At 63.0% G+C, this 19,968-nt stretch carries 17 protein-coding genes; 1 reads left to right on the top strand and 16 read right to left on the bottom strand.

The features are described from left to right. Positions 1–532: 532 nt before the first annotated feature. Positions 533–2,404, top strand: a complete 1,872-nt coding sequence (locus tag E3O45_RS01800; protein ID WP_134441294.1) for an FAD-binding monooxygenase — start codon at positions 533–535, stop codon at positions 2,402–2,404. A gap of 86 nt (positions 2,405–2,490) precedes the next feature. Here the strand turns inward: E3O45_RS01800 and arfB are convergent, their stop codons facing one another. The 16 genes from arfB to E3O45_RS01725 form a co-directional block, all read right to left on the bottom strand. Then, a complete protein-coding gene (gene arfB, locus E3O45_RS01795) occupies positions 2,491–2,913 on the bottom strand; it encodes an alternative ribosome rescue aminoacyl-tRNA hydrolase ArfB (RefSeq protein WP_134441293.1) in 423 nt (140 codons plus the stop codon). Between the two features lie 40 nt (positions 2,914–2,953). Further along, complete coding sequence (locus E3O45_RS01790) at positions 2,954–3,247, bottom strand: helix-turn-helix domain-containing protein (protein ID WP_134441292.1); 294 nt, start codon at positions 3,245–3,247, stop codon at positions 2,954–2,956. Next, entirely contained in the window at positions 3,244–3,624 is a 381-nt protein-coding gene (locus tag E3O45_RS01785) for a hypothetical protein (protein WP_134441291.1), read from the bottom strand. The genes E3O45_RS01790 and E3O45_RS01785 overlap by 4 nt, the downstream gene beginning before the upstream one ends. 147 nt (positions 3,625–3,771) lie before the next feature. Next, positions 3,772–4,539 carry an SCO1664 family protein gene (locus E3O45_RS01780; protein WP_134441290.1) on the bottom strand — a complete coding sequence of 256 codons (768 nt, stop codon included), beginning with the start codon at positions 4,537–4,539 and terminating at the stop codon, positions 3,772–3,774. Next, positions 4,539–5,078, bottom strand: coding sequence for a DUF3090 domain-containing protein (locus tag E3O45_RS01775; RefSeq protein WP_134441289.1), 540 nt, complete (start codon positions 5,076–5,078; stop codon positions 4,539–4,541). The genes E3O45_RS01780 and E3O45_RS01775 overlap by 1 nt, the downstream gene beginning before the upstream one ends. A 9-nt stretch (positions 5,079–5,087) precedes the next feature. Next, positions 5,088–5,795, bottom strand: coding sequence for a histidine phosphatase family protein (locus E3O45_RS01770; RefSeq protein WP_134441288.1), 708 nt, complete (start codon positions 5,793–5,795; stop codon positions 5,088–5,090). 136 nt (positions 5,796–5,931) lie between these two features. Next, positions 5,932–6,852, bottom strand: coding sequence for a pseudouridine synthase (locus E3O45_RS01765; protein WP_134441287.1), 921 nt, complete (start codon positions 6,850–6,852; stop codon positions 5,932–5,934). A gap of 235 nt (positions 6,853–7,087) precedes the next feature. Further along, a complete protein-coding gene (locus tag E3O45_RS17385) occupies positions 7,088–7,540 on the bottom strand; it encodes a helix-turn-helix domain-containing protein (protein WP_166789362.1) in 453 nt (150 codons plus the stop codon). Positions 7,541–8,017: 477 nt separating this feature from the next. Beyond that, a complete protein-coding gene (locus tag E3O45_RS01755) occupies positions 8,018–9,106 on the bottom strand; it encodes an XRE family transcriptional regulator (RefSeq protein ID WP_134441285.1) in 1,089 nt (362 codons plus the stop codon). Between the two features lie 79 nt (positions 9,107–9,185). Then, complete coding sequence (locus E3O45_RS01750; protein WP_134441284.1) at positions 9,186–12,389, bottom strand: type I restriction endonuclease subunit R; 3,204 nt, start codon at positions 12,387–12,389, stop codon at positions 9,186–9,188. Between the two features lie 34 nt (positions 12,390–12,423). Beyond that, complete coding sequence (locus E3O45_RS01745; protein ID WP_174843038.1) at positions 12,424–13,401, bottom strand: 5'-nucleotidase; 978 nt, start codon at positions 13,399–13,401, stop codon at positions 12,424–12,426. Positions 13,402–13,558: 157 nt separating this feature from the next. Then, positions 13,559–14,677, bottom strand: coding sequence for a YhcG family protein (locus tag E3O45_RS01740; RefSeq protein ID WP_134441282.1), 1,119 nt, complete (start codon positions 14,675–14,677; stop codon positions 13,559–13,561). Positions 14,678–15,003: 326 nt separating this feature from the next. After that, positions 15,004–16,194, bottom strand: a complete 1,191-nt coding sequence (locus tag E3O45_RS17380; RefSeq protein ID WP_166789361.1) for a restriction endonuclease subunit S — start codon at positions 16,192–16,194, stop codon at positions 15,004–15,006. Continuing rightward, the gene (locus E3O45_RS18315; RefSeq protein WP_370450288.1) at positions 16,187–17,194 is read right to left on the bottom strand and encodes an N-6 DNA methylase; all 1,008 of its coding nucleotides are present in this window, start codon (positions 17,192–17,194) and stop codon (positions 16,187–16,189) included. The genes E3O45_RS17380 and E3O45_RS18315 overlap by 8 nt, the downstream gene beginning before the upstream one ends. Beyond that, positions 17,088–17,873 (bottom strand): type I restriction-modification system subunit M N-terminal domain-containing protein, encoded by a 786-nt coding sequence (locus E3O45_RS18310; RefSeq protein WP_370450286.1) that lies wholly within the window; start codon positions 17,871–17,873, stop codon positions 17,088–17,090. Before E3O45_RS18310 ends, E3O45_RS18315 begins: the two co-directional genes overlap by 107 nt. Then, entirely contained in the window at positions 17,873–19,873 is a 2,001-nt protein-coding gene (locus tag E3O45_RS01725; protein WP_134441281.1) for a hypothetical protein, read from the bottom strand. The genes E3O45_RS18310 and E3O45_RS01725 overlap by 1 nt, the downstream gene beginning before the upstream one ends. Positions 19,874–19,968 lie beyond the last annotated feature (95 nt).

The following is a 19,968-nucleotide window of genomic DNA, read 5'->3' as shown; positions in this document are numbered from 1 at the left end:
CTCGATCGGCGATGTCAGCCCCGTCACCTTCGAACTGCAATACTCGTCAGAGACCGCGGAAGTTCAACTCGCCGCTTAACCCGTGTCCACTAACCGGGGGCAAGGCCACGGTCACGATATCGGGCGCGCGATCTGGCTTGGACGCGTCCACCCTGGCCGGCGTGCACTAGCCCGTGTGTCCTTTTTACGGCGAGCCAGCACCAGTACTTCTCATCTGCCGCAACCAATTATTTGACGGATGCCCGGAAGCTCGAGTTTGACGTCGGTTTAGCGCCGCGGCACCGAGTCGCGAATGATGAGTAGCGCCCACCACTCGCGCCTGGCTCACGGTCGGTTGACCGTGGTGGCGGGCGTTCCAGCAGACTCAGGCGCTCGTGGGATGCTCGGCCGGATACGCCGCCGGCCCCTGTAGATCACCCAATGTCGTATATGATTCAGAAAACGATAATAGAACACGGTGTTCTATTATCGAACGGTGACTGATCGCCGTGCGAGACCACACCGAGGAACCACACAGAGAAGTGAGGAAGCCGTGCAGTTTCACCACCACGGATACGTGTCCACCGATCCCCGCGTTCAGGACGCCGCCGGGGTCGGCATCGATCGCCCCGACGAACTTCCCGCCACCGTCGACGTTCTCATCGTCGGCACGGGCCCGGCCGGCATGATCACGGCCGCCCAGCTCTCCCAGTTTCCGAACATCACGACCCGCATCGTCGAACGCCGCGGCGACCGCCTGGCGATCGGGCAGGCCGACGGCATCCAGGCTCGCAGCGTCGAAACCTTTCAGGCCTTCGGTTTCGCCGAGCGCATCATCGCCGAGGCCTACCGCATCACCGAGATGGCGTTCTGGAAGCCCGACCCCACCAACCCGGCCAACATCATCCGCACCGCCCGGGCCATCGACGACCCGACCGGCATCAGCGAGTTTCCGCACCTCATCGTCAATCAGGCCCGCGTACTGGATTATTTCGCCGAGGTGATGGCCAATGCGCCCACCCGCATGACCCCGGATTTCGGTTTCGAATTTCACAGCCTTGTGAACACGAATGAGGGCGAGTACCCCGTCACGGTGACGCTCGTGCACACCACCGGCGCCCACAAGGGCCAGGAACGCATCGTGCACGCCAAATACGTCGTCGGCGCCGACGGTGCCCGCAGCGCTGTGCGCGACTCGATCGGCTGCACCCTCGCCGGTGACGCGGCCTTCCACGCCTGGGGCGTCATGGACGTACTCGCCGTCACCGATTTTCCCGACATTCGCACCAAGTGCGCCATCCAGTCCGGAACCGGCGGAAGCATCCTGCACATTCCGCGCGAGGGCGGCTACCTGTTTCGCATGTACGTTGACCTCGGCGAAGTCGCTCCCGACGACAATGGCGCGGTGCGCCAGACCTCGATGGAGCAGATCATCGCGAAGGCGAACGCCATTCTGCACCCGTACACCCTCGACGTGAAAAACGTCGCCTGGCACAGCGTGTACGAGGTTGCCCACCGCCTCACCGACCGCTTCGACGATGTGCTGCCGGTGGAGATCGGCATCCGCTCGCCGCGGGTTTTCATTCTCGGTGACGCCTGCCACACGCACAGCGCCAAGGCCGGCCAGGGCATGAACGTCTCGATGCAGGACGGCTTCAACCTGGGCTGGAAGCTCGGTTACGTGCTCGACGGGCGCAGCCCGGACAGCCTGCTCGGCACCTATTCGGCCGAACGCCAGGTCATCGCCAAGAACCTGATCGACTTCGACAAGGAGTGGTCGTCGCTCATGGCCGCCAAGCCGGAGGACCTCAAGGTACCGCTGGAGGAGTTCTACACGCAGACGGCGGAGTTTCCGGCCGGCTTCATGACCCAGTATCCGCCGTCGATGCTGATCGGCGAGGCGACCCACCAGTCGCTCGCGACCGGGTTCCCAATTGGTAAGCGTTTCAAGTCGGCCCCGGTGGTGCGGGTCGGTGACGCCAACCCGGTCGAACTCGGCCACCACCACCGCGCCGACGGCCGCTGGCGCGTCTACGCGTTTGCCGACGCCGCATCCGTTGAACTGGCCGCCTGGGCAGAGTGGATGCGCACCTCTGCTGACTCGCCGCTGCTCGCCCACACCCCGGACGGGAGCGACATCGACAGCATCTTCGACGTCAAGGTGGTCTACCAGCAGGCCCACGCCGAGGTCGACATCAGCCAGGTCTCCGAGGTGTTCCTGCCCAAAACTGGTCCGTTCGGGTTGATCGACTACGAGAAGCTTTACGCCACCGACCCCAAGCACGACATCTTCTCCCTGCGCGGAATCAGCCGCGACGGTGCCATCGTGGTCGTGCGACCCGACCAGTACGTCGCGAACGTGCTGCCGCTGACGGCGACCGACGAGCTCGCGGCGTACTTTCGGCAGATGTTGCTCGTGCGATAGCCGCTTCAAGCGGATGCCGATCGGTCAAGTGGCACCGTCCCGGGAGGCTATTGCCTTCTCGGCGAGCGGATACCGGTAGGCCGCCCCTAATCGGCAGCGGGACGCTGGCGGTTCTGCTTGGTGGCTGAGCGCTGCTGTTTGGCGGCGAGGTGCCGCCGCCCCGAGCCCTTCGTGGGTTTGGTCGCGCGGCGGGCGGGCGGCTCAGCCGCCAGCCCGGCGATCACCAGATCGGCGAGCTTCCGCAGGGCGATCTCGCGGTTGCGCAGCTGGGAGCGCTGCTCGCTCGCGGCGATGGTGACCACCCCGGAAACGATACGGTGCCCGAGGCGGGTGAGCAGCAGCATCCGCTCATCGTCGGAAAGCACCGTCGAGTCGGCGACGTTCCAGGACAGCTCTACCCGGCTGTCTGAGGTGTTGACGTGCTGGCCGCCGGGCCCGGACGAACGCGAAAACCGCCAGCCGAGTTCGCGCTCGGGAATGGTTAGCGCCGGCGATACCTCAAGATCCATGCATCAAGCGTGGCACAGACTCGTGCCGCGGCGGATCGATTCAGGTGTTCTGCAACCTTTCATCATGGGTAACGACGACGGACAGCTCAAGCTTTTGCCCGAGCGAATGCAGCGTCGCGGCGAGCTTTCGCACAGTTATATTCCGTTCGCCGGCAAGACGAGCCGTAACCTCACTCCTGCTCACTCCCAAGGCCCGCGCAAGTTCGGCCCGCGACATGCCGCTCCGCTCGAGAGCGGAGGCAATAATCTCGCTGGCCTCAACCATTGCGGATTCCTCCGCATACGTTGAGGCATAGGTGGGGTCGCCTGTAGGAAACACCGATTCATCGCTCACGAGACGTCTCCAATTCCTTCCCAGAAAATCTCCAGGGCTTTCTTGATTTCCTGGTTAACCTGATTGTCTTTGGGTTTCACGCGGCCATGCGTGGCGTACCAAGCTGATCGGAACCGCACGATATAGAGGCGATACTTGTCAACCTTGATCTCAAATACCACCGCAGCGGAACCCGGTAAACTCAACCGCCGAAAGTTCTCGGGCGATTTTATAAGGACTCCATCGCGAAGATATTCCAGATAACGCTGATACCGCGCTAAGAAGCGAAAATTCAAACTTCGAAGAAACTCCTGTGTGTCGCACGCCCCGCTCGGCCGCACAATAGCAAGCACGACAGAGCTACCGTCGAGCAGTTGCACGGGTTTATGTTCAGTCATAACTTAACACATCCTGTCCGCTGTGACAAGCATCCACGTGATTTTCGAGCCAATTCACACTGACCGCGCGGCCGCGCGATCGGCCCCCGTCCACTGAGTCCAATACTGCCGCGCACCACTGACATTGACGTTGAGCGCGAACGACAATCAGAACAGGGGCCAGGGCACCGCGGGCATGTCGCCGCTCGGTGCGGGGAACTCCCCCTCTGACCGCAACCGGCCGCAGCGTTCCGCGAGCGCAGCAACTTCTTCGGCGCTCAGAAGGCCAGCAAGGGTCGCGCCCAGCGCACCATTCAGGTCGGCCTGCACCCGGTCGATGCCCTCGAGTTCCTCGTCGGTGAGCGCATCGCCGAGCCAGCCCCACAGCACGGTGCGCAGCTTGTGCTCGATATGAAAGGTGAGCCCATGGTCGACGCCGTGCCGGTGACCGTCGGGCATGGCGAGAATGTGGTCGCCCTTGCGATCGGCATTGTTCACGACGATGTCGAACACGGCCATGCGGCGTAGCGCCGCGCTGTCTTCGTGGATGAGGGTGACCATCCGTTCGTGTTCGTCTCGCCCATCGAGAACGTGTCGCCACCCGGTATCCGGCACGGCATCGGCCGCGACAAGGTCGACGGCGGCCTGCGCGGGGTCAGACTCCTGCCACAGTTGCACCATGCCTTCGCCCATCGGTCCCTCGCGCAGCCAGGTGTGCGGCACGACGTTCCAGCCGAAGACCTGCGAGACCAAGTAGGCCGCCACCTCGCGATTGGCCAGGTGGCCGCCCGGAAAATCCCACAGCGGATGCTCCCCCGCCACCGGTTTGTAGACGACCACCGCGCCGTCGATGCTCCCCAGGAACGTTGCATTCGAGGCCGTCGTGATGCGGCCGGTGAGCTTCAGCTCACCGTTGATCAGGTCGGGAATCGGCATCAGGCTTCGGGCAGGGTGCAGGTGTGCCCGTCGGCGTCGACGGGGTAACCGCAGAGGGGGCACATGGGCCTGCCGGCGCCGACGACCTCGCGCGTGCGTTTGGCGAAGGCTCGCGCCGTGCCGACGGGCATGCGCACCAGCAGCATTTCAGCCACTTCTGCCGGATCGAGCAATTCCTCGTCATCGTCGGTGATCGGGTAGGCCTCGATCACGACCTGCACCGTCGACGGGTCCCAGCCCAGGCTCATCGCCCCGGTGCGAAATTCCTCGGCGACGGGCTGTTCGAGCGGGTCGTTGTCGACGAGCTCGATGGGGGTCGTGGTCGGAATGCTGAAGGGATTGCCTTCTAAGGTGATCAACTGGTCAAGAATCTCGTCGATCTTTTCGCCGAGAAGCGCCGACTGCTGTTTCTCCAGCGCGATACTCACGATGCGGGTGCCGCTGCGCACCTGCAAGTAAAATGTGCGCGACCCGGGCAGGCCGACGGTACCGACGACTACCCGGTCGGGCCAGTCGAACTCATGGACGATTGTGGGCATGTTAATATTTTACGCGGTCGAGGTGCGCGCTGGCTGATGACCGGCCCCACCGCCGACCGGCGCATCCGCTGAGTGGATGCTGCCAGCCAGCCAGGACAGATCGCCGCCGTCGGTGTTGGTCGCGTGCACGCTCGGCCTTTTGGGGCCGTATTGCACGATCGATACCGACGCGGGCCCGACGTTGATACGTTGGAACAGGTCGAGGTGTATGCCGAGCGCGTCAGCCAAAATGGACTTGATAACGTCGCCGTGGCTGACCGCGACCCACACCGCACCGGGCCCGTGCTGCGCCTCGAAGGCGGCGTCGTGGCGTCGAATCGCGGCCACCGACCGCGCCTGCATCGCCGCCATCGACTCGCCGCCGGGAAAGACCACGGCTGAGGGTTGCGTCTGCACCACCGACCAGAGGTCTTCTGTGGCCAGGTCGCTGAGGGTCCGGCCCTGCCACTGGCCGTAATCACACTCGGTGAGATCGTCGTCAATCGGCATGTCCGGGGAACCACTCTGGTGGTCGAGAATGAGCTGCGCGGTCTGCTGGCAGCGTTCCAGGGGGCTGGAGACCACGGCGACCAGGGGTACCACCGCGAGGCGTTTTCCGGTCAGCGCCGCCTGGTCCTGCCCGATCTGGTCGAGTCGCACGCCGGCGGCCCGCCCGGCGAGTATTCCGGCGGTGTTTGCGGTGGTGCGGCCGTGCCGCACGAGAATGACTGTGGCCATGGGTCTAGCCTAGGCATCCGTTTGGTGAATTTTGGACGCGCACCATCAAGGCTCGCGGCACGTGTTGGGGAAGTCCGCGCTGGTTTAAACACGTGTCAGCTTGTCAACCGCGTGTCGCGACGCCCGACACCCAGGCTCAGCCGACCTCACTGCGCAACGGGAGCGTTCGCACGCTGGCAAACTGCCGCGGGCGACCGTCGATCGGGTCGGTGAAGCGCACCCCGTTCGCCAGCAGCTGCAGGGGGTGGCTGAAATCGTCGATCGCGATATCTCGCACGACCGGATAGATCGGGTCGTCACTGATTGGAATCCCCAGGCCGAGCATGTGCATGCGCAATTGGTGGGTGCGGCCGGTGCGCGGCGTCAATGCGTAGACGCCCTGGCCGTCGATCACCGAGTCGAGTTCGATCAACGACTCAGCGTTGGCCGGCGCGTCCGGCAGTACCTCGGCCTGCCACTGACCACGGCGGGTCGTGAGGTGGTTGCGCACCGTCACGGGCAGGTCGAGGCTCGGCAGCAGCGGCGCCAGCGCCCGATAGGTCTTGGCGACCTCCTGCCGTTGGAACATCGACTGATACGCCCCGCGCCACCGCCGCTCGGTTGCCAGCACCACCAGCCCCGACGTCACCCGATCCAGCCGATGCAGCGGCGAGAGCTCCGGAAGCCCGAGTTCGGCGCGCAGGCGCACCACCACGCTCTGCACGACGTGGCGCCCGCGGGGAATGGTCGAGAGAAAGGCGGGCTTGTCGATCACGACGAGGCGATCGTCGCGATAGATCAGGTGGATGGGCCCCGGAACAAAAGTCTCGGCGGCCAGGTCGCGGTGGAACCAGACGAAGGCGTTCGGCCGGTACGGGTCGAGACCGGCTACCGCGGTGCCCGACTCATAGACCAATCGCCCCTGAGCCAGAAAGCCGGCTACGTCCACGAACTCCGACAAACGCTCATCCAGCCAGGCGCCCATCGTGTCCCAAAGCGGATGCTGCGCCCGTTCCGGGGTGCAGACCCACGCGGCCTCGAGGCCGTGACGTTGCGGAAGTGGCGAGCACGGCGGCATCCACTGATCGTACGTCGCATGGCTGCATAATTTTTCGTTGACATCATCGGGAGAGTCCAATAGCGTTCCTTCGGCGGCACCACATCTCGAATACAAAGCCCCATCAGCACATACTCAGGCAATCCACATAGGAGAAAAACTCCGAAATTCGCACCCCTTCAAGCCGTCCTTCCGTGGGCATTCCGAGCGAACTGGCCAACGCGCTGGCCCTCGAGGTAGGCATCGAGTCCACTCGTCATCGAACACCTGGTGCGGGGATAGCCGAGGGGTCGATGTGCAGGGCGCGCAGCACTCGGCGAATCGCAGCGATGCTCTCGACAGGTTTGCCGCGCTCAATTGCTGACAGAACAGTCAGGTCCACGTCGGCGGCCGCGGCGAGGTCGGCTCGGGTCAGGCCGCGAATAGCGCGTTCATCACTGACCCGCTGGGCAAGGTCAACTCTCTCCCGTAGATACGCGGCATGTCTGCGTTGGAGCACCTGCCGCACCCGGGCATCATTGCCGGCCACCGCATGGGCAATGAGATTGGACCCCGCATTCAAGCCGGCAGGCGGCTGGCCATTGAACCAATCCGCGAGCACCGCAGCTGGCGCATCGCTGCCACGCAGAAAGCGGATGCGCTGAGCTGTGCGTTCCCTGGTCCTCGAGTCGAGCCCTTCAAGGGAGTTGGTGCGAAAGAAGTCAATCAAGGCATCCTGCGAACGCGGCGCGAGCGGGCGGCGCGACGGCGTGTGTCGAGTCGCCGACGAGTCTTCAATGACCCACGCCTTGCTCCCCGGATTCCTGCTCGCGGGGATGCGCCACGGCCAGATAGTCGATCGCACCCCGGTCGTCGGTGAGGAACATTGCGTCAAGCTGCCGTCGAACGATGACAGCGATAGTCTCCGATTCTCCAAAGCTCCTTCCAGAAGGGTCACCCGGCGCCCGCAGTCGGATCTGAATGGCTCGGGCATCGACACGCTCCGCACGATCAGATCTGATGGGGACTCCGAGAATTTCAGGCACGTTTTTCAGGTCTTCGAGCTGCACAAGTTCTGCGGACCTCTCGCACTCCGCCGCGACGGACGACACCCAGCGCCCTCGACCCTGGAGAAGCCCCTCCAACACAGAGATCTGGCGAATGTGGGCAAAGTTCACCAGGACCGTGTTGTCCGGGAAAAAGAGAGTCACTTCGCCGGGACAAATCCGAATGCCGTCGCCATCGTATCCAGGTTGGTTTGAGCCTCCACTTCGTCGGAAGCTTCGTCGACCTCAACACCCAACATCCACGCCAGGGAACGCCGTGTTGTTTCAAATTTCTCGTGCGCGACAAGGATTCTGACAGGAAACCGTCGGCGGCCGGCGGCAACCCACCGCTGACTAATCGGGTCGTCGAAGACCCCGACGTCCATTGGTGGATACTTGCGAATCAGCTGCCCGGTGCGCAGCGTCACCTCGGGACGATCAATTTTGAGACTGTCCAAGCGCACGCCGAGCGCCCCGATCGAAACACCGCTCCCCCAGAGAAACTTTGCTAGCTCTGGCCCGCGAGTGGCGGACCAGTCGATCATTCGCATTTCCTCCTCGGGCAGCAGCAGTTGCGTCGCGAATGCATTCGCCGCCGACTCGTCCGATATTGAAGCTGGCTCGTCAATCGGCGTGAACTCCGCTCGAGAAATGTGCCCAAGCTCATGAGCTATTGTCCAATTCTGTCGACCCCAGAAGTTCTCAGTCGGGACAACAATGACAGTTGCGTTCGGCAACTGCATCGAATAGCCGGCGGCGTCGGGCATGGCTAGTTTGACGACGTCGATGCCGAAAACGCGCTCAACGGCATCCGCAAAGTGAAGTGTCCAATCCGCGCCAAATGCGTCGAGCAGCATCTTGCGGGCCTCGAATGGATCGTTCGGGACCGCGCGCCGAGCCAGGGGCTGCAGGTCGTCTACTGCCTGGCGGAACACCAGAGCAACATCGTCCAGAATTGCTCGCTCTCCCGCCGCCGCTCGTGACAGTTGGTAGCCGTTAATCTGCGAAAAGTTGTGGCGGGCAGCGATACGGATCGGAAATGGGTCTTCCCCCGTCAGTACCCAGTCGACCGACATCCGAAGTTCCCGTGCCAAGCTCACGAGTTCGTCACCCGTGAGTCCGCGTGTTTCATTGAGCGCACGCGACAGAGCGCTCGGCGCCATCCCGATGCGCCTCGCGAGTTCATTCTGAGACGTGCCGGGCGCCATCTGCTCCAGACACGTCAGAACGCGGTCTCGAAGGGTTTCCATCTCCCCAGAATACCCCTCGTTGCGAAAATCACATCGGTCGGTGTGCTCTGGTTTGCAGACCGCGAGAAGGTCGCCGGTATTAGCGGTCCCCGGCAAACCGCAGCGCCATCGACTCCATTTGCTCCATCACGAGCTTGATCGCACCGGGCTGCTGGTCGGGCGGGTAGCCGTTGAGCACGAGCAGCCGCTTGATCGACGAACGCAGCTTGGCACGCACGTCGTCGCGCACGGTCCAGTCGGTGCGCACGTCGCGGCGCATCACCTGCACCAGCCCGCGCGCAATGTCGGCCAGCTTGCCCTCGCCCTGCAGATCTACCGCGGACTCGTTCTGCGCCACCGCGTCGTAGAACGCGAGTTCATCGCTGGTCAGCTCCGGCGTGAAGTGCAAACCGCGCTGCGACTCGGCAGCGACCTCCCGCGACATCTCCACCAGCGCGGCAATCACCTCGGCCGAGGTCAGCTGCTGGTTGGTGTACTTGTTCATCAGCTCGGTGATGCGTTCCGAGAACGCGCGCTGCCGCACCATATTGTTGCGAGTGGATGCCACGGCCTCCTCGGTCAGCAACTTGCGCAACGCTTCAATCGCCAGATGCGGGTTGCGCGCCTGCTGCGTCTTCGCCACGAACTCCGGCGTCAGATCGCTGAGCGACGGCTTCGGCATGCCGGCCGCTTCATAGATGTCGAGCACGTCACCCGACGACGTCGCGGACGCGATCAGTTCCCCCAGCAACCGTTGAATCTCCTCGGGGATCGGCTCGCCGCGGGACTGCCGATCATTGGCATCGCCCTTGGCCATCCAGACCCGAATCTCCTCGTAGATCTGCACCTCTGGCCGCAATGAAGCCAAATTCTGCGACCCCGAACACAACGCCCAGGCCCGTGAGAGCTGACCGGAGTACCGGCGGTACTTCACGCCGAGTGTCTCTTCACCCTCAACGATCTGGTTGCCGGGCGTGCCGGGGGCCCGCAGATAGTTCACGGAACCGGTCACCGCGTTCAGGTAAGCCTTTGAACCGGCCTTCTGCAGCACGGCCTTCCAGTCGTACCCGGCCAGAAGGCCGCGCAGGGTCTCGACGAGCGTCTCGGTGAGGGCGACCACCTCGTCGATGTTGCGGCCGAGCGGTTTGCCGGTCTGGTCATCCGCTGTGTATTCGGCGAGCGCCTTGGCCAGGTTCTCAGCGAGCGGGGCATAGGCCACGAGCAGCCCGTCTTCCTTGCCGCGAAACGTGCGGTTCACTCGCGCGAGCGTCTGCATCAGCAGCGCGCCCTTGAGCGGGCGGTCGAGGTAGAGGGTGTGCAGCGGCGGCGAGTCGAAGCCGGTGAGCATCATGTCCTTGACGATGACGAGCTCGAGCGGGTCGTCGACGTTCTTCAGCCGCGCCTTGATCGCGTCGTTCTGGGACGTGCGTCGCACGTGGTTCGACACGGGCGGCTGGTCCGTCGCATCCCCGGAGTAGACGACCTTGATGGTGCCCTGGTCGAGCGCGGCGGAATGCCAGTCGGGCCGCAAGAGAACGATCGCCTCGTACAGCAGCGCGCAGATCTCCCGCGTACCACCGACGATCATGGCCTTGCCCGGGGCATCAATGAATTTGATCATCCGGCTGCGCCGATTCTCCCAATGCGCCACGATATCCAAAGCGAGTGCAGCGATGCGCTCGGGCGCACCATAGACCGCGTTGACCACGGCAACGCTCTGCTCGATGCGGGCGCGCTCGGTTTCGTCGAGCCCCTGGGTGGCGTCGTCGGCCGCGTCGTCGAGCATCTCTTCGGTGACATCCGCAGCCAACGAGACCTTGATCAGTCGCGGTTCGAAGTACACCGGCACGGTCGCGCCGTCGTCGACTGCGCGAGTGAGGTCGTACACGTCGATGTAGTCACCGAACACGTCCTGCGTGTTGCGATCATCGAATGAAATGGGCGTGCCGGTGAACGCGATCAGTGTCGCGTGCGGCAGGGCGTCGCGCAGGTGGCGGGCATACCCGTCGAGGTCGTCGTAGTGGCTGCGGTGCGCCTCATCGACGATCAGGATGATGTTGCGCCGGTCCGACAAGAGCGGATGCTCCATCCCGGCATCCTTCTCGGCTTTGCTGATTCCGAATTTCTGCAGCGTGGTGAAGAAGATTCCGCCGGTGTTGCGCTCGCTCAGCTTCTGCCGCAGGTCGGAGCGTTTGAGGATCTGCTCCGGCTTGCCCGGCAGCAGCAGACTGCGGTTGAACGACGAGAACAACTGCCCGTCGAGCTCCTTGCGGTCGGTGATCACCACCACGGTCGGGTTCTTCAGCTTGGGGTGCAGCGTCACCAGGTTGGTATACAACTCCATCTCCATCGACTTGCCTGACCCCTGCGTGTGCCAAACCACCCCGGCCTTGCCGTTGCTCGCGACGGCCTGCACGGTGCTCGCGACCGCCTTATTCACCGCGAAGAACTGGTGCGGCTTGGCGATGCGCTTGGTGAGGCCGTCGTCGCCCTCATCGAACGCGGTGAAATAGGTCAGAAGCTGCAGAAATCGCTCCTGGTCGTAGAGGCCGGCCAAAGCCGTCTCGAGCCCGGTGACCGCGTCGCCGTCGACCGTGATCGTGCCCGGCGCAACCGGCTTGCCATCGTCGTCGACGTTCCACGGCGAAAAGTGATTGAGCGGAGTGAACGGCGTGCCATACGACGCCGACTGCCCATCGGAGGCGAGCGTGAATACGCAGAACCGAAACGCCATCGGAAACTCGCGCAGGTAGGTCTGTAGCTGGGCGTGCGCTGCGGCCACGGTGGCCCGCTCGCTGCCCGCCTTCTTCAACTCGATGATGCTCACCGGCATGCCGTTGCAGTACAGCACGATGTCGAACCGGCGCAGATAGTCGCCCTGGCGCAGCGTCACCTGGTTCACGGCCAGCCAGTCGTTCTGCGCCGGGTCAGAACTGATCAAGCGGATGCTGGGGCTCACCTCGGCCCCGCTGGCATCGAGATAGCTGAACGGAAAGCCGTGCACGAAGTACTCGTGCATACGCTGATTCTCGGTGATCGCGTCCATCGATTTGGGTGCGGTCAGCTCGGCGAGCGCCTGGCGCAGGTACTCCACCGGAACGGTCGGGTTAAGATTGCGCAACGCCTCGAGCAGGCGCGGGCGAATGAGCAGTTCGCCCCACGACTCGCGCTCCCCAGTGCCCGGCGCGATCTTCTCGCCGGCGAGCGGAAGCCAGCCGAGCGGCTCCCCCAGCTGGTCGAGCGCGAAGTTCTCCCACGCGGCTTCGGACAGCCCCTGTGCTGCCGTAGATATAGTGATCGTCATTGCCTATCCCCTCAATTGCGGCGACGCCGATTTGTCATGACACGGTTTCCAATATGTCGAGCGAAATTGCCGTGCCCTGTGGTGACTCATTTGCGATGCCATACGGCACGTGCACACTTGCAGCGAATTCTGCCGTGGCAGTGAGATGGCCTTCCTGGTCATCAAAGAAGATATGCGGCCGTAGAACTTTAAGGACGGAGCCTTTGGAAATACCGCCAAGGAAAAAGGCGTCGTTTACCGTTATTCCCCAGGCGCTGAGTGTTCTCACGGCGCGTTCATGTGCCGGCGCATTTCGGGCCGTTACAATCGAGATTCGCACCCGCGGCTGATATTGAGGTTGCTCCAGCTTCTTGATCTTTTCAAGATTCTGGATCATGTGTAGATCCTTCAGCAGCTCGCGTAACGGTCCCGCGCTAAGAGATCGATCAAGGTTGAAGACCTCATGATCCTGAAATCCTTTCAAGCCGCCAGGGCCTTGAAAAATTCTTTCAGACTCGTCGTCGGCCAAGACTCCGTCAAAGTCGAACGCCACGCGCACTTCGCCACCATCCTCGGCGTAGCTCAGATCAGAAGGCATCACACGGCCGGCCGGAAACCCGAGTTCGACAGCCTTTCTTACGTCACGTTCATCTGCGGATAGAAAGAGGGACATCTCGAATGCACCGATGTACTCGTAGGGGGACTTGCCCTGTGTGAAAACTGCGCGAGTAATGGACAGCCCGTGAGATTCGATGGATCGCATGACTCGAAGTCCAGTAGTTGGGTCGTTTTTCGAAAGGACTATCACTTCGACCAAGGGATCGCCTATCGGACTAAGGTCGTTCAGCCCCAGTAGTCTCTGAATGAATGGGAAGGCCACCCCGGGAAGAAGCTGAGTATCTATGTTGGCATCTTGATAAGTTCGATACGGTTCTTCCCCCTCCGCGCGAAATATGGCGTCCGACTCGCTCAGGTCAAAAAGCGCGCTCGATGCGACACCGACGACGAGTCGGTTAGTAAGTACATAAGCCATGATTCCCCCAACTTTCTTGCGTATGGCGCATCATCTGATCTTAACGAAACAACTCCAAGCTCAGTCGCTTATTCTCACCAGAGATCAAACTCTGACTATGACCGGCTGCGTTCCCACAAGACACGGGCCAGTCTGGTGGTCATTTTTAGTGGTTTGTTCAATCGTGGGCGTCCGGGGAAATCTCTTCACCGGCGAGCTCGGCTTCGATTGTCTCGATCGTCGGCAGGCTGGAAGCGAACTCTTCCGGCAGGGAGTCTGTGATGGCATCCTTCCACTCAGCCACGCCAATGGGCATCGAGGAACTTCGGAGCGCGTACTCAGCCACGACATTGTTCTTCGTCTTGCAGAGCAGCAGCCCAATGGTCGGCTTGTCGTCGGGGTGGGCAAGGAGATCGTCGACGGCTGCCATATACATGCCGAGCTGCCCCACGAAGCCGGGGTTGAAGGCCGTGGCCTTCAACTCGACGACGACATAGCAGCGCAAACGCAAGTGGTAGAAAAGGAGGTCGGCAAAGAACTCGTCGTCGCCGATCTCCAGACGAACCTGCTCGCCAACGAACGCGAAACCCTGCCCGAGCTCCAGCAGAAACTTCTGCACGTGCGTCACCAGCTGGGTCTCCAGCTCACGCTCGTTGCGCCGGTCGGTCATCGCGAGGAAATCGAAGACGTAGGGATCTTTGGTGGCCTGCTGGGCCAGGTCGGAATCTGCCGGCGGAAGTGTCGCCGCGAAGTTGGTGATTGCTTTGCCCGAGCGTTCATGGAGCCGCGTGTCAATCTGGTGCACCAGAATATCGCGAGACCAGCCGTTTTCGATGGCTGCCGCCGCGTACCAAAGGCGCGTAGCCGGGTCGCCCAACTTCTCGAGTAGTGCGATCTGGTGATACCAGGGCAATCTTGCAAGCGAGCCTTGCAAGATTGAAGACTCGGGCCAAGCCGCGGCGAAACTCTTCATGTACCTGAGGTTGCGTGGAGAATACCCTTTCGTTCCGAGAAATTGACCGCGGATGTCTGCCGATAGTCTGAGCACGACGCGCGTCCCCCAGCCTTCTTGGGCTTCACGGTAGATAAGGTCTGCACCGATTGCCCAGTACGTGGCAAGCAATTCTGAATTGACCGCTGCGATCGCCCGCGAACGCCCAGCAGCAACGCGTCCGGCGACGGAGGCGAGCAGGTCGGGGTACCACTCGGGCATAGAAATTCGGTCAGGCGTGCTGGGAAACGATGCGCGGTTCGTCTCATTCGCTTCTGCATCTGTCGAGTCGTACTTGGAGCTCATGATCCAATCTCCTCAAATCGATCTGTTGCGACAAGATCCTCCTGCCGATTCGCAACCACAGTTCGTACGTCTAGTTGAGGCTCTATGAAAATAGTGGCAGGCACCACCGACATGCAGGTTTGCGCGCCTCGCGCTTCACGAGGCCATGTCATGACCGTCGCGACCCCCATTGATTGAGCCCCCGAACGACGTAACCATCCCGCTGATCGAGCCTGCCGAGATCGCAATGCGCATGACGGTGGCTGCGATCCCAACGCGGGTCGCGCTGGTCGATGGAGATCTCGGCAAGCTCGATCAACGGATGGGGCCAGACTGCAGGGTGGGTATCACAGCACGCCCGCGAGCGACTTCTCGACGTCTTTGACGCGCAGCTTGCCCGACATCAGCTGCGGGAGGAGGGCGTCGCGAGTGGCGGCCAGCTGAGCATTTTCTTGCAAGGCACTCTGTATCACTCGACGCAAGGGCTTGATTCGCGCGTTGAAAAGGGCGATATCTTGCCTGGTCGGACAGGATATCGTCGTCCCGACGATCACCTTGGCATTCATGTTCATCTGCACTGATCCCTGCATCGCTCCTTCCGAGTAGTTCCGATACTCGTCTGATCGCAAGAAATAGTAGATAAACAGTGCGTCATCTGGGTTCTTGGCCTTGAGCCGGACTAAGTAGGACGCAAAGACCGCTTCCGGATCCCCCTCATCGATGAAAGCCGCCTTGCCTGGGTCAGCCATTCGTGCAACGAGGATATCGCCTTCCTCAACCCGATACTTTTCCCGGTCGGCATCACCAAGCGTGCAATTTGGAGTTGAGCCCCAAGTTATCCACGGGTGTTTGTTGATGTCCGTTACACGCAGGAACTTCGGACCAGGTTCAGAGTGCGCCGATGTTGTGAATCCGTACTGGGTTGTGACGAGTTCGTCTAGGAGGAACCGCTCGCCGCGCCGAGATCGGACCGCTACATAAGTGGCCGTCGCAAGTTCAGCGGCTTTACCCGCCTGTTTGCCATTTACAGCGATCTTGTCATCGAGCGCGCCCAGCACCTCCGCGATCGCGCGTTGCTCAAGCAACGATGGAATTGCAATGGGCCACTCGGGCATCGTCGAAAGGCCGATTCGGTTGACCGTCGCGCCGTGGATTGTGTGCGTCGCAATCAAGGCTTGAAATACAGGGCTGAGATAGAAGTAGAGAAGAAACCCGGGCTCGACGACCGCACGGTTGGGCCGGAGCAGCGCCATCCGCCGACCAAGGCACGCCTCTACGTTGGGTGGCATAAGAGCAACATCTCCGAGTCGCGTCTCATAAGAGAAAAGTACGTCATCAGCCTTCGGAGTGACTCGTCGTGTCCACTTCGCGAAGTCGACTTCCGAAACGTGGTCCGACTGATCGAGGTCAAGTCGTCCATCAACCAGACTCGAGATGTTGAGAAAGTAGGGGCCTTCCGTCGTGCGTGTTGGGGTCGCATGAGGGCCATCGAATAGTTCACCCAAGTCGCCAAACGTCATCTCGGTGCGATCAAGCACGAACGCGCCCCAGCTGCTCGCGCACGACCGCCGCTAGGCGCTCCGACTCGTCGAACTGGGCGAAGAGCTCGGCGCTCAGCCGGGCGATCTTCTCCTCGATCGGCTCGGCATCCGATTCGGCCTCGGCTGCACCGACGTAACGCCCCGGGGTCAGCGCGTAGTCCGCGGCTTTGATCTCGGCGAGGGTCGCGGAGTAGGCGAAGCCGGGCTCGTCTGCGTAGACGAGCGAAGCATCCGTGGTCTCGACAGGCTCGACCGACGTGTGCGTGCCGCGCCAGGCGTGATACGTGCCGGTGATCTTGGCGATGTCGTCGTCGGTCAGGGCGCGCTCGGCACGGTCGACCATGGTGCCGAGGTTCCGCGCGTCAATGAAGAGCACCTGGCCGGTGCGGTCGATGCTGCCCTTCTCCCCCGCGGTCTTGTCTTTGGCGAAGAACCACGTGCAGACGGGAATGCCGGTGCTGCGAAACAGCTGGGTGGGCAGGGCGACCATACACGTGACGAGGTCGGCCTCCACGAGCTGCGCGCGAATCTCGCCCTCGCCGCCGGAGTTGGACGACATCGATCCGTTGGCCATGACCACTCCGGCGCTGCCGCCGGGGTTGAGCTTGGAGATAATGTGCTGGATCCAGGCGTAGTTGGCGTTGCCGGCGGGCGGCACGCCGTAGCGCCAGCGGGGATCCTGTTCGTTGCGGGCCCAGTCCTTGATGTTGAAAGGCGGGTTGGCGAGGATGTAGTCGGCCTGCATGTCGGGGTGCTGGTCGCGGGCGAAGGTGTCGCCCCAGCGGCTGGCGAGGTTGCCATTGAGGCCGTGAATGGCGAGGTTCATCTTGGCCATGCGCCAGGTGCGCTCGTTGAGCTCCTGGCCGAAGACCGAGAGCTCTGAGCCCTCCTTATGGTGGTTCTCGAGAAACTTTTCGGCCTGCACGAACATGCCGCCCGAGCCGCAGCACGGGTCGTAGACGCGGCCGCGGGTGGGCTCGAGCATTTCGACCAGCACGCGCACGACTCCGGCCGGGNCGGGTGGGCTCGAGCATTTCGACCAGCACGCGCACGACTCCGGCCGGGGTGTAGAACTCGCCGCCGCGCTTGCCCTCGGCCTTGGCGAATTTCTCCAGAAAATACTCGTAGACCTCGCCGAGCAGGTCGCGGGCCTTGGTCGACCCTTCGCCGGTAAACCGGGCGGAGTTGAACAGGTCGAGCAGTTCGCCGAGGCGGCGCTGGTCGACGCCGTCGCGGTTGTAAATGCGCGGCAGTGTGGCGGCAAGGGTGGGGTTGGCCACCATGATGAGGTCCATGGCCTCGTCGATGAGCTGGCCCACCTGTTTAAACGGCTCACCGGCGGCGCCCGCGATGCCCTTGGCGTTTTCGGCGATGTAGGTCCAGCGAGCTGCGGCCGGCACCCAGAACACCCGGCGGCCGGTGTATTCGTCGACGTCATCGATGAGCTGGCCGATCTGATCCTCGTCGAGGCCGTCGGCGGTCAGTTCGGTGCGAATCTGCTCGCGCCGCTCGTCGAAGGAGTCGCTGACGTACTTGAGAAACACCAGACCGAGAATGACGTCTTTGTACTGCGAGGCGTCCATGGATCCGCGCAGCTTGTCCGCGGCCTTCCACAGGGTGTCTTTCAGTTCCTTCATGGTCGACGGCAGTGCGGCGGCTTTGGTCTTCGGTGCCACTAGGTGGTTCCTTTCAAGAGTGCGTCAGAAGCGATGGTGATGGTGCCGGCGGTGACGCCGGCCATGAGCAAATCGGTGAGCTCGTCGAGTTGCCCGAGCCGATCAAGCGCCTGCTTCTGTTCCCACCGTAGCGAGGTGAGAGCGTCAGCGAGCGCCGCGCGTTGGTTCAGGGCCACCTGGCGCACCGGCCAGGACCGCCACCGGCGATGGCCGGGGGGCATTGACTGGATGTCGGCGGCGAGTACCGCATCGAGCAGACCATTCGGGTCGGCCTGCTCGATGCGAAGAATGCGGGCGGGAAAGAGCACGACGGAGGTGCCTTCCGTGTCGACCACCGCTGCCGGCCGGGGCGAGGTGGCGAACACCACGTCGCCCGGCTCGGTCACGCGGCCAGACGAGTACGCGGCCGCGAACCTCAGTCGGTCGATTCGCCGGTGGCCGAGCTGTGAGGGGTTCGCGACTTCGGCCGGTCCTATTAAGCGGATGCCGGCGGCATCCGTTGCCCCCTCGATCACGTCGTCGGCGGCGATGCGATTGCCCGGAATATAGTGCAGGTGCCCGGCTGTGAGGAGCTCGTGCACGGTCGAGGAGGCAGGCTTGTCGCTGGCGGGTTCAACCGCCAGGTCGGCGTCGAGCAAGGCTGCCAGCCGGTCAATGGTCACGGCGAGCGCCGCCGCCGGCTGATCGGCGGCCGAGGGAACCGTGTGCACTCCGGCCACGAGTGGCCGGCGACTGGCGAGCAGACTGCGGGTGAGCACGAGTCGGGCAAAGCGAAAGGCGTGGGCGCGCACGGTGCTCTGGCTGCCGAGTGACGCGGCGAGGTCGCTGACGAGGTCGTCGATGGCGGCGCCACCCAGCGGCGTCGCCACGAGGTCGGCGACCATGGCGTAGCGATCGGCGAGGGCGACCTCGGCGTGGGCGGCACCGAGCACCCAGAGCGCCTGCAACTGCTGCGGTTTGCCAGTCAGCAGCCCGGCGGGCAGACGCACGACGGCGCGCACTCGGCCGGAACGCAAGAGAGACGAGCGCAGCTCGTCGGCTTCGCGGCTGAGGCCGGTGTCGCTGAGCACCGCTGACGGAGCCAGAACCACGGCCAGCTGCTCATCGGTCATCTGCAGCACGATCTGCTCAATGTCCGAGAGAATCTGCACCGGCGTCATGGTCGGCCGGGCCGCTGAGGGGTATTGCGCCACGTGCACGGCGGCGCCGGTCACGCTGAAGGCACCGGAGGGCAGAACCTGCAGCTCGGTGCGCACGACCCCGTGCACCATCAGCCGCCGGCGCTGCAGACGTGCGGTGGGGCTGTCGATGTTCGCTGTCATCACCGGAACCTCGCCCTGGTGAATAGCAATGAGCAGGTCGCTCGCGCTGCCCGTGGGGTCGACGAGCACCGAATCAGCGGGCTGGGTGAGGCGCAGCGCGGCGACGGTCTCGGCCATGAGGTCAAGGGCTGCACGGCTAAGCGTGAGGTCACCCTCGCCGGCGAGGTTGCGCTTGAAACGGTCGGTGAGCATCCGTTCGAAGGCGGGCGCCGGGCCAAAAGCAGCCTCGACCAGGGCGTCGACGTAGACGGCCAGGGTGGGCAGGGTGTCGCCGAGGGCTTCGATCTCGCGTAACAGCAGGTCGTCGTCGGGGTCGTGCTCATCGGCCAAGTCGACCAGCTCGGCTTCGGTAAGGGTACTGAGCGCGTGATCGCACGCCGCGCGCAGGGCGAGCAGGGCGGTGACGCCACGGAAGGTTTGTTCGTCGTGCGCGTCGGGTACAGCGTAGGCAGCGGCATCCGCTGCGGCGTCACGGTTGTTGCCGCGGCCGGTTGCGCTGAGCCAGCTGCCCACCTGGTCGGCGTTGAAGAGGTCGACGCCGCGCTGTCGGCTGACCGGCGTGGGAAAGGGTGTGTTGGTGGCTGCGGAGCGGCTGCGCCAGACGGAGACGACCGGGCGTTGCACGTGGGCGAGGCCGGCGATGTCGGACATGGTCATCAGCAGTGCGGTGTCGGTCATTGCGTTCCCTTCTCGTGGGTTCAGGTTAGGGCAGATTCGTGTCGTCCATGTTGATTTGCTGATAACCCCTGTTATCGGTGTTCTTTGCGCCAAGA

This window comes from Cryobacterium sp. TMS1-20-1 (genome assembly GCF_004402355.1).
In the GTDB taxonomy this organism is placed as follows: Bacteria; Actinomycetota; Actinomycetes; order Actinomycetales; family Microbacteriaceae; genus Cryobacterium; species Cryobacterium levicorallinum.
This window is presented reverse-complemented; position numbering and strand designations above follow the sequence as displayed.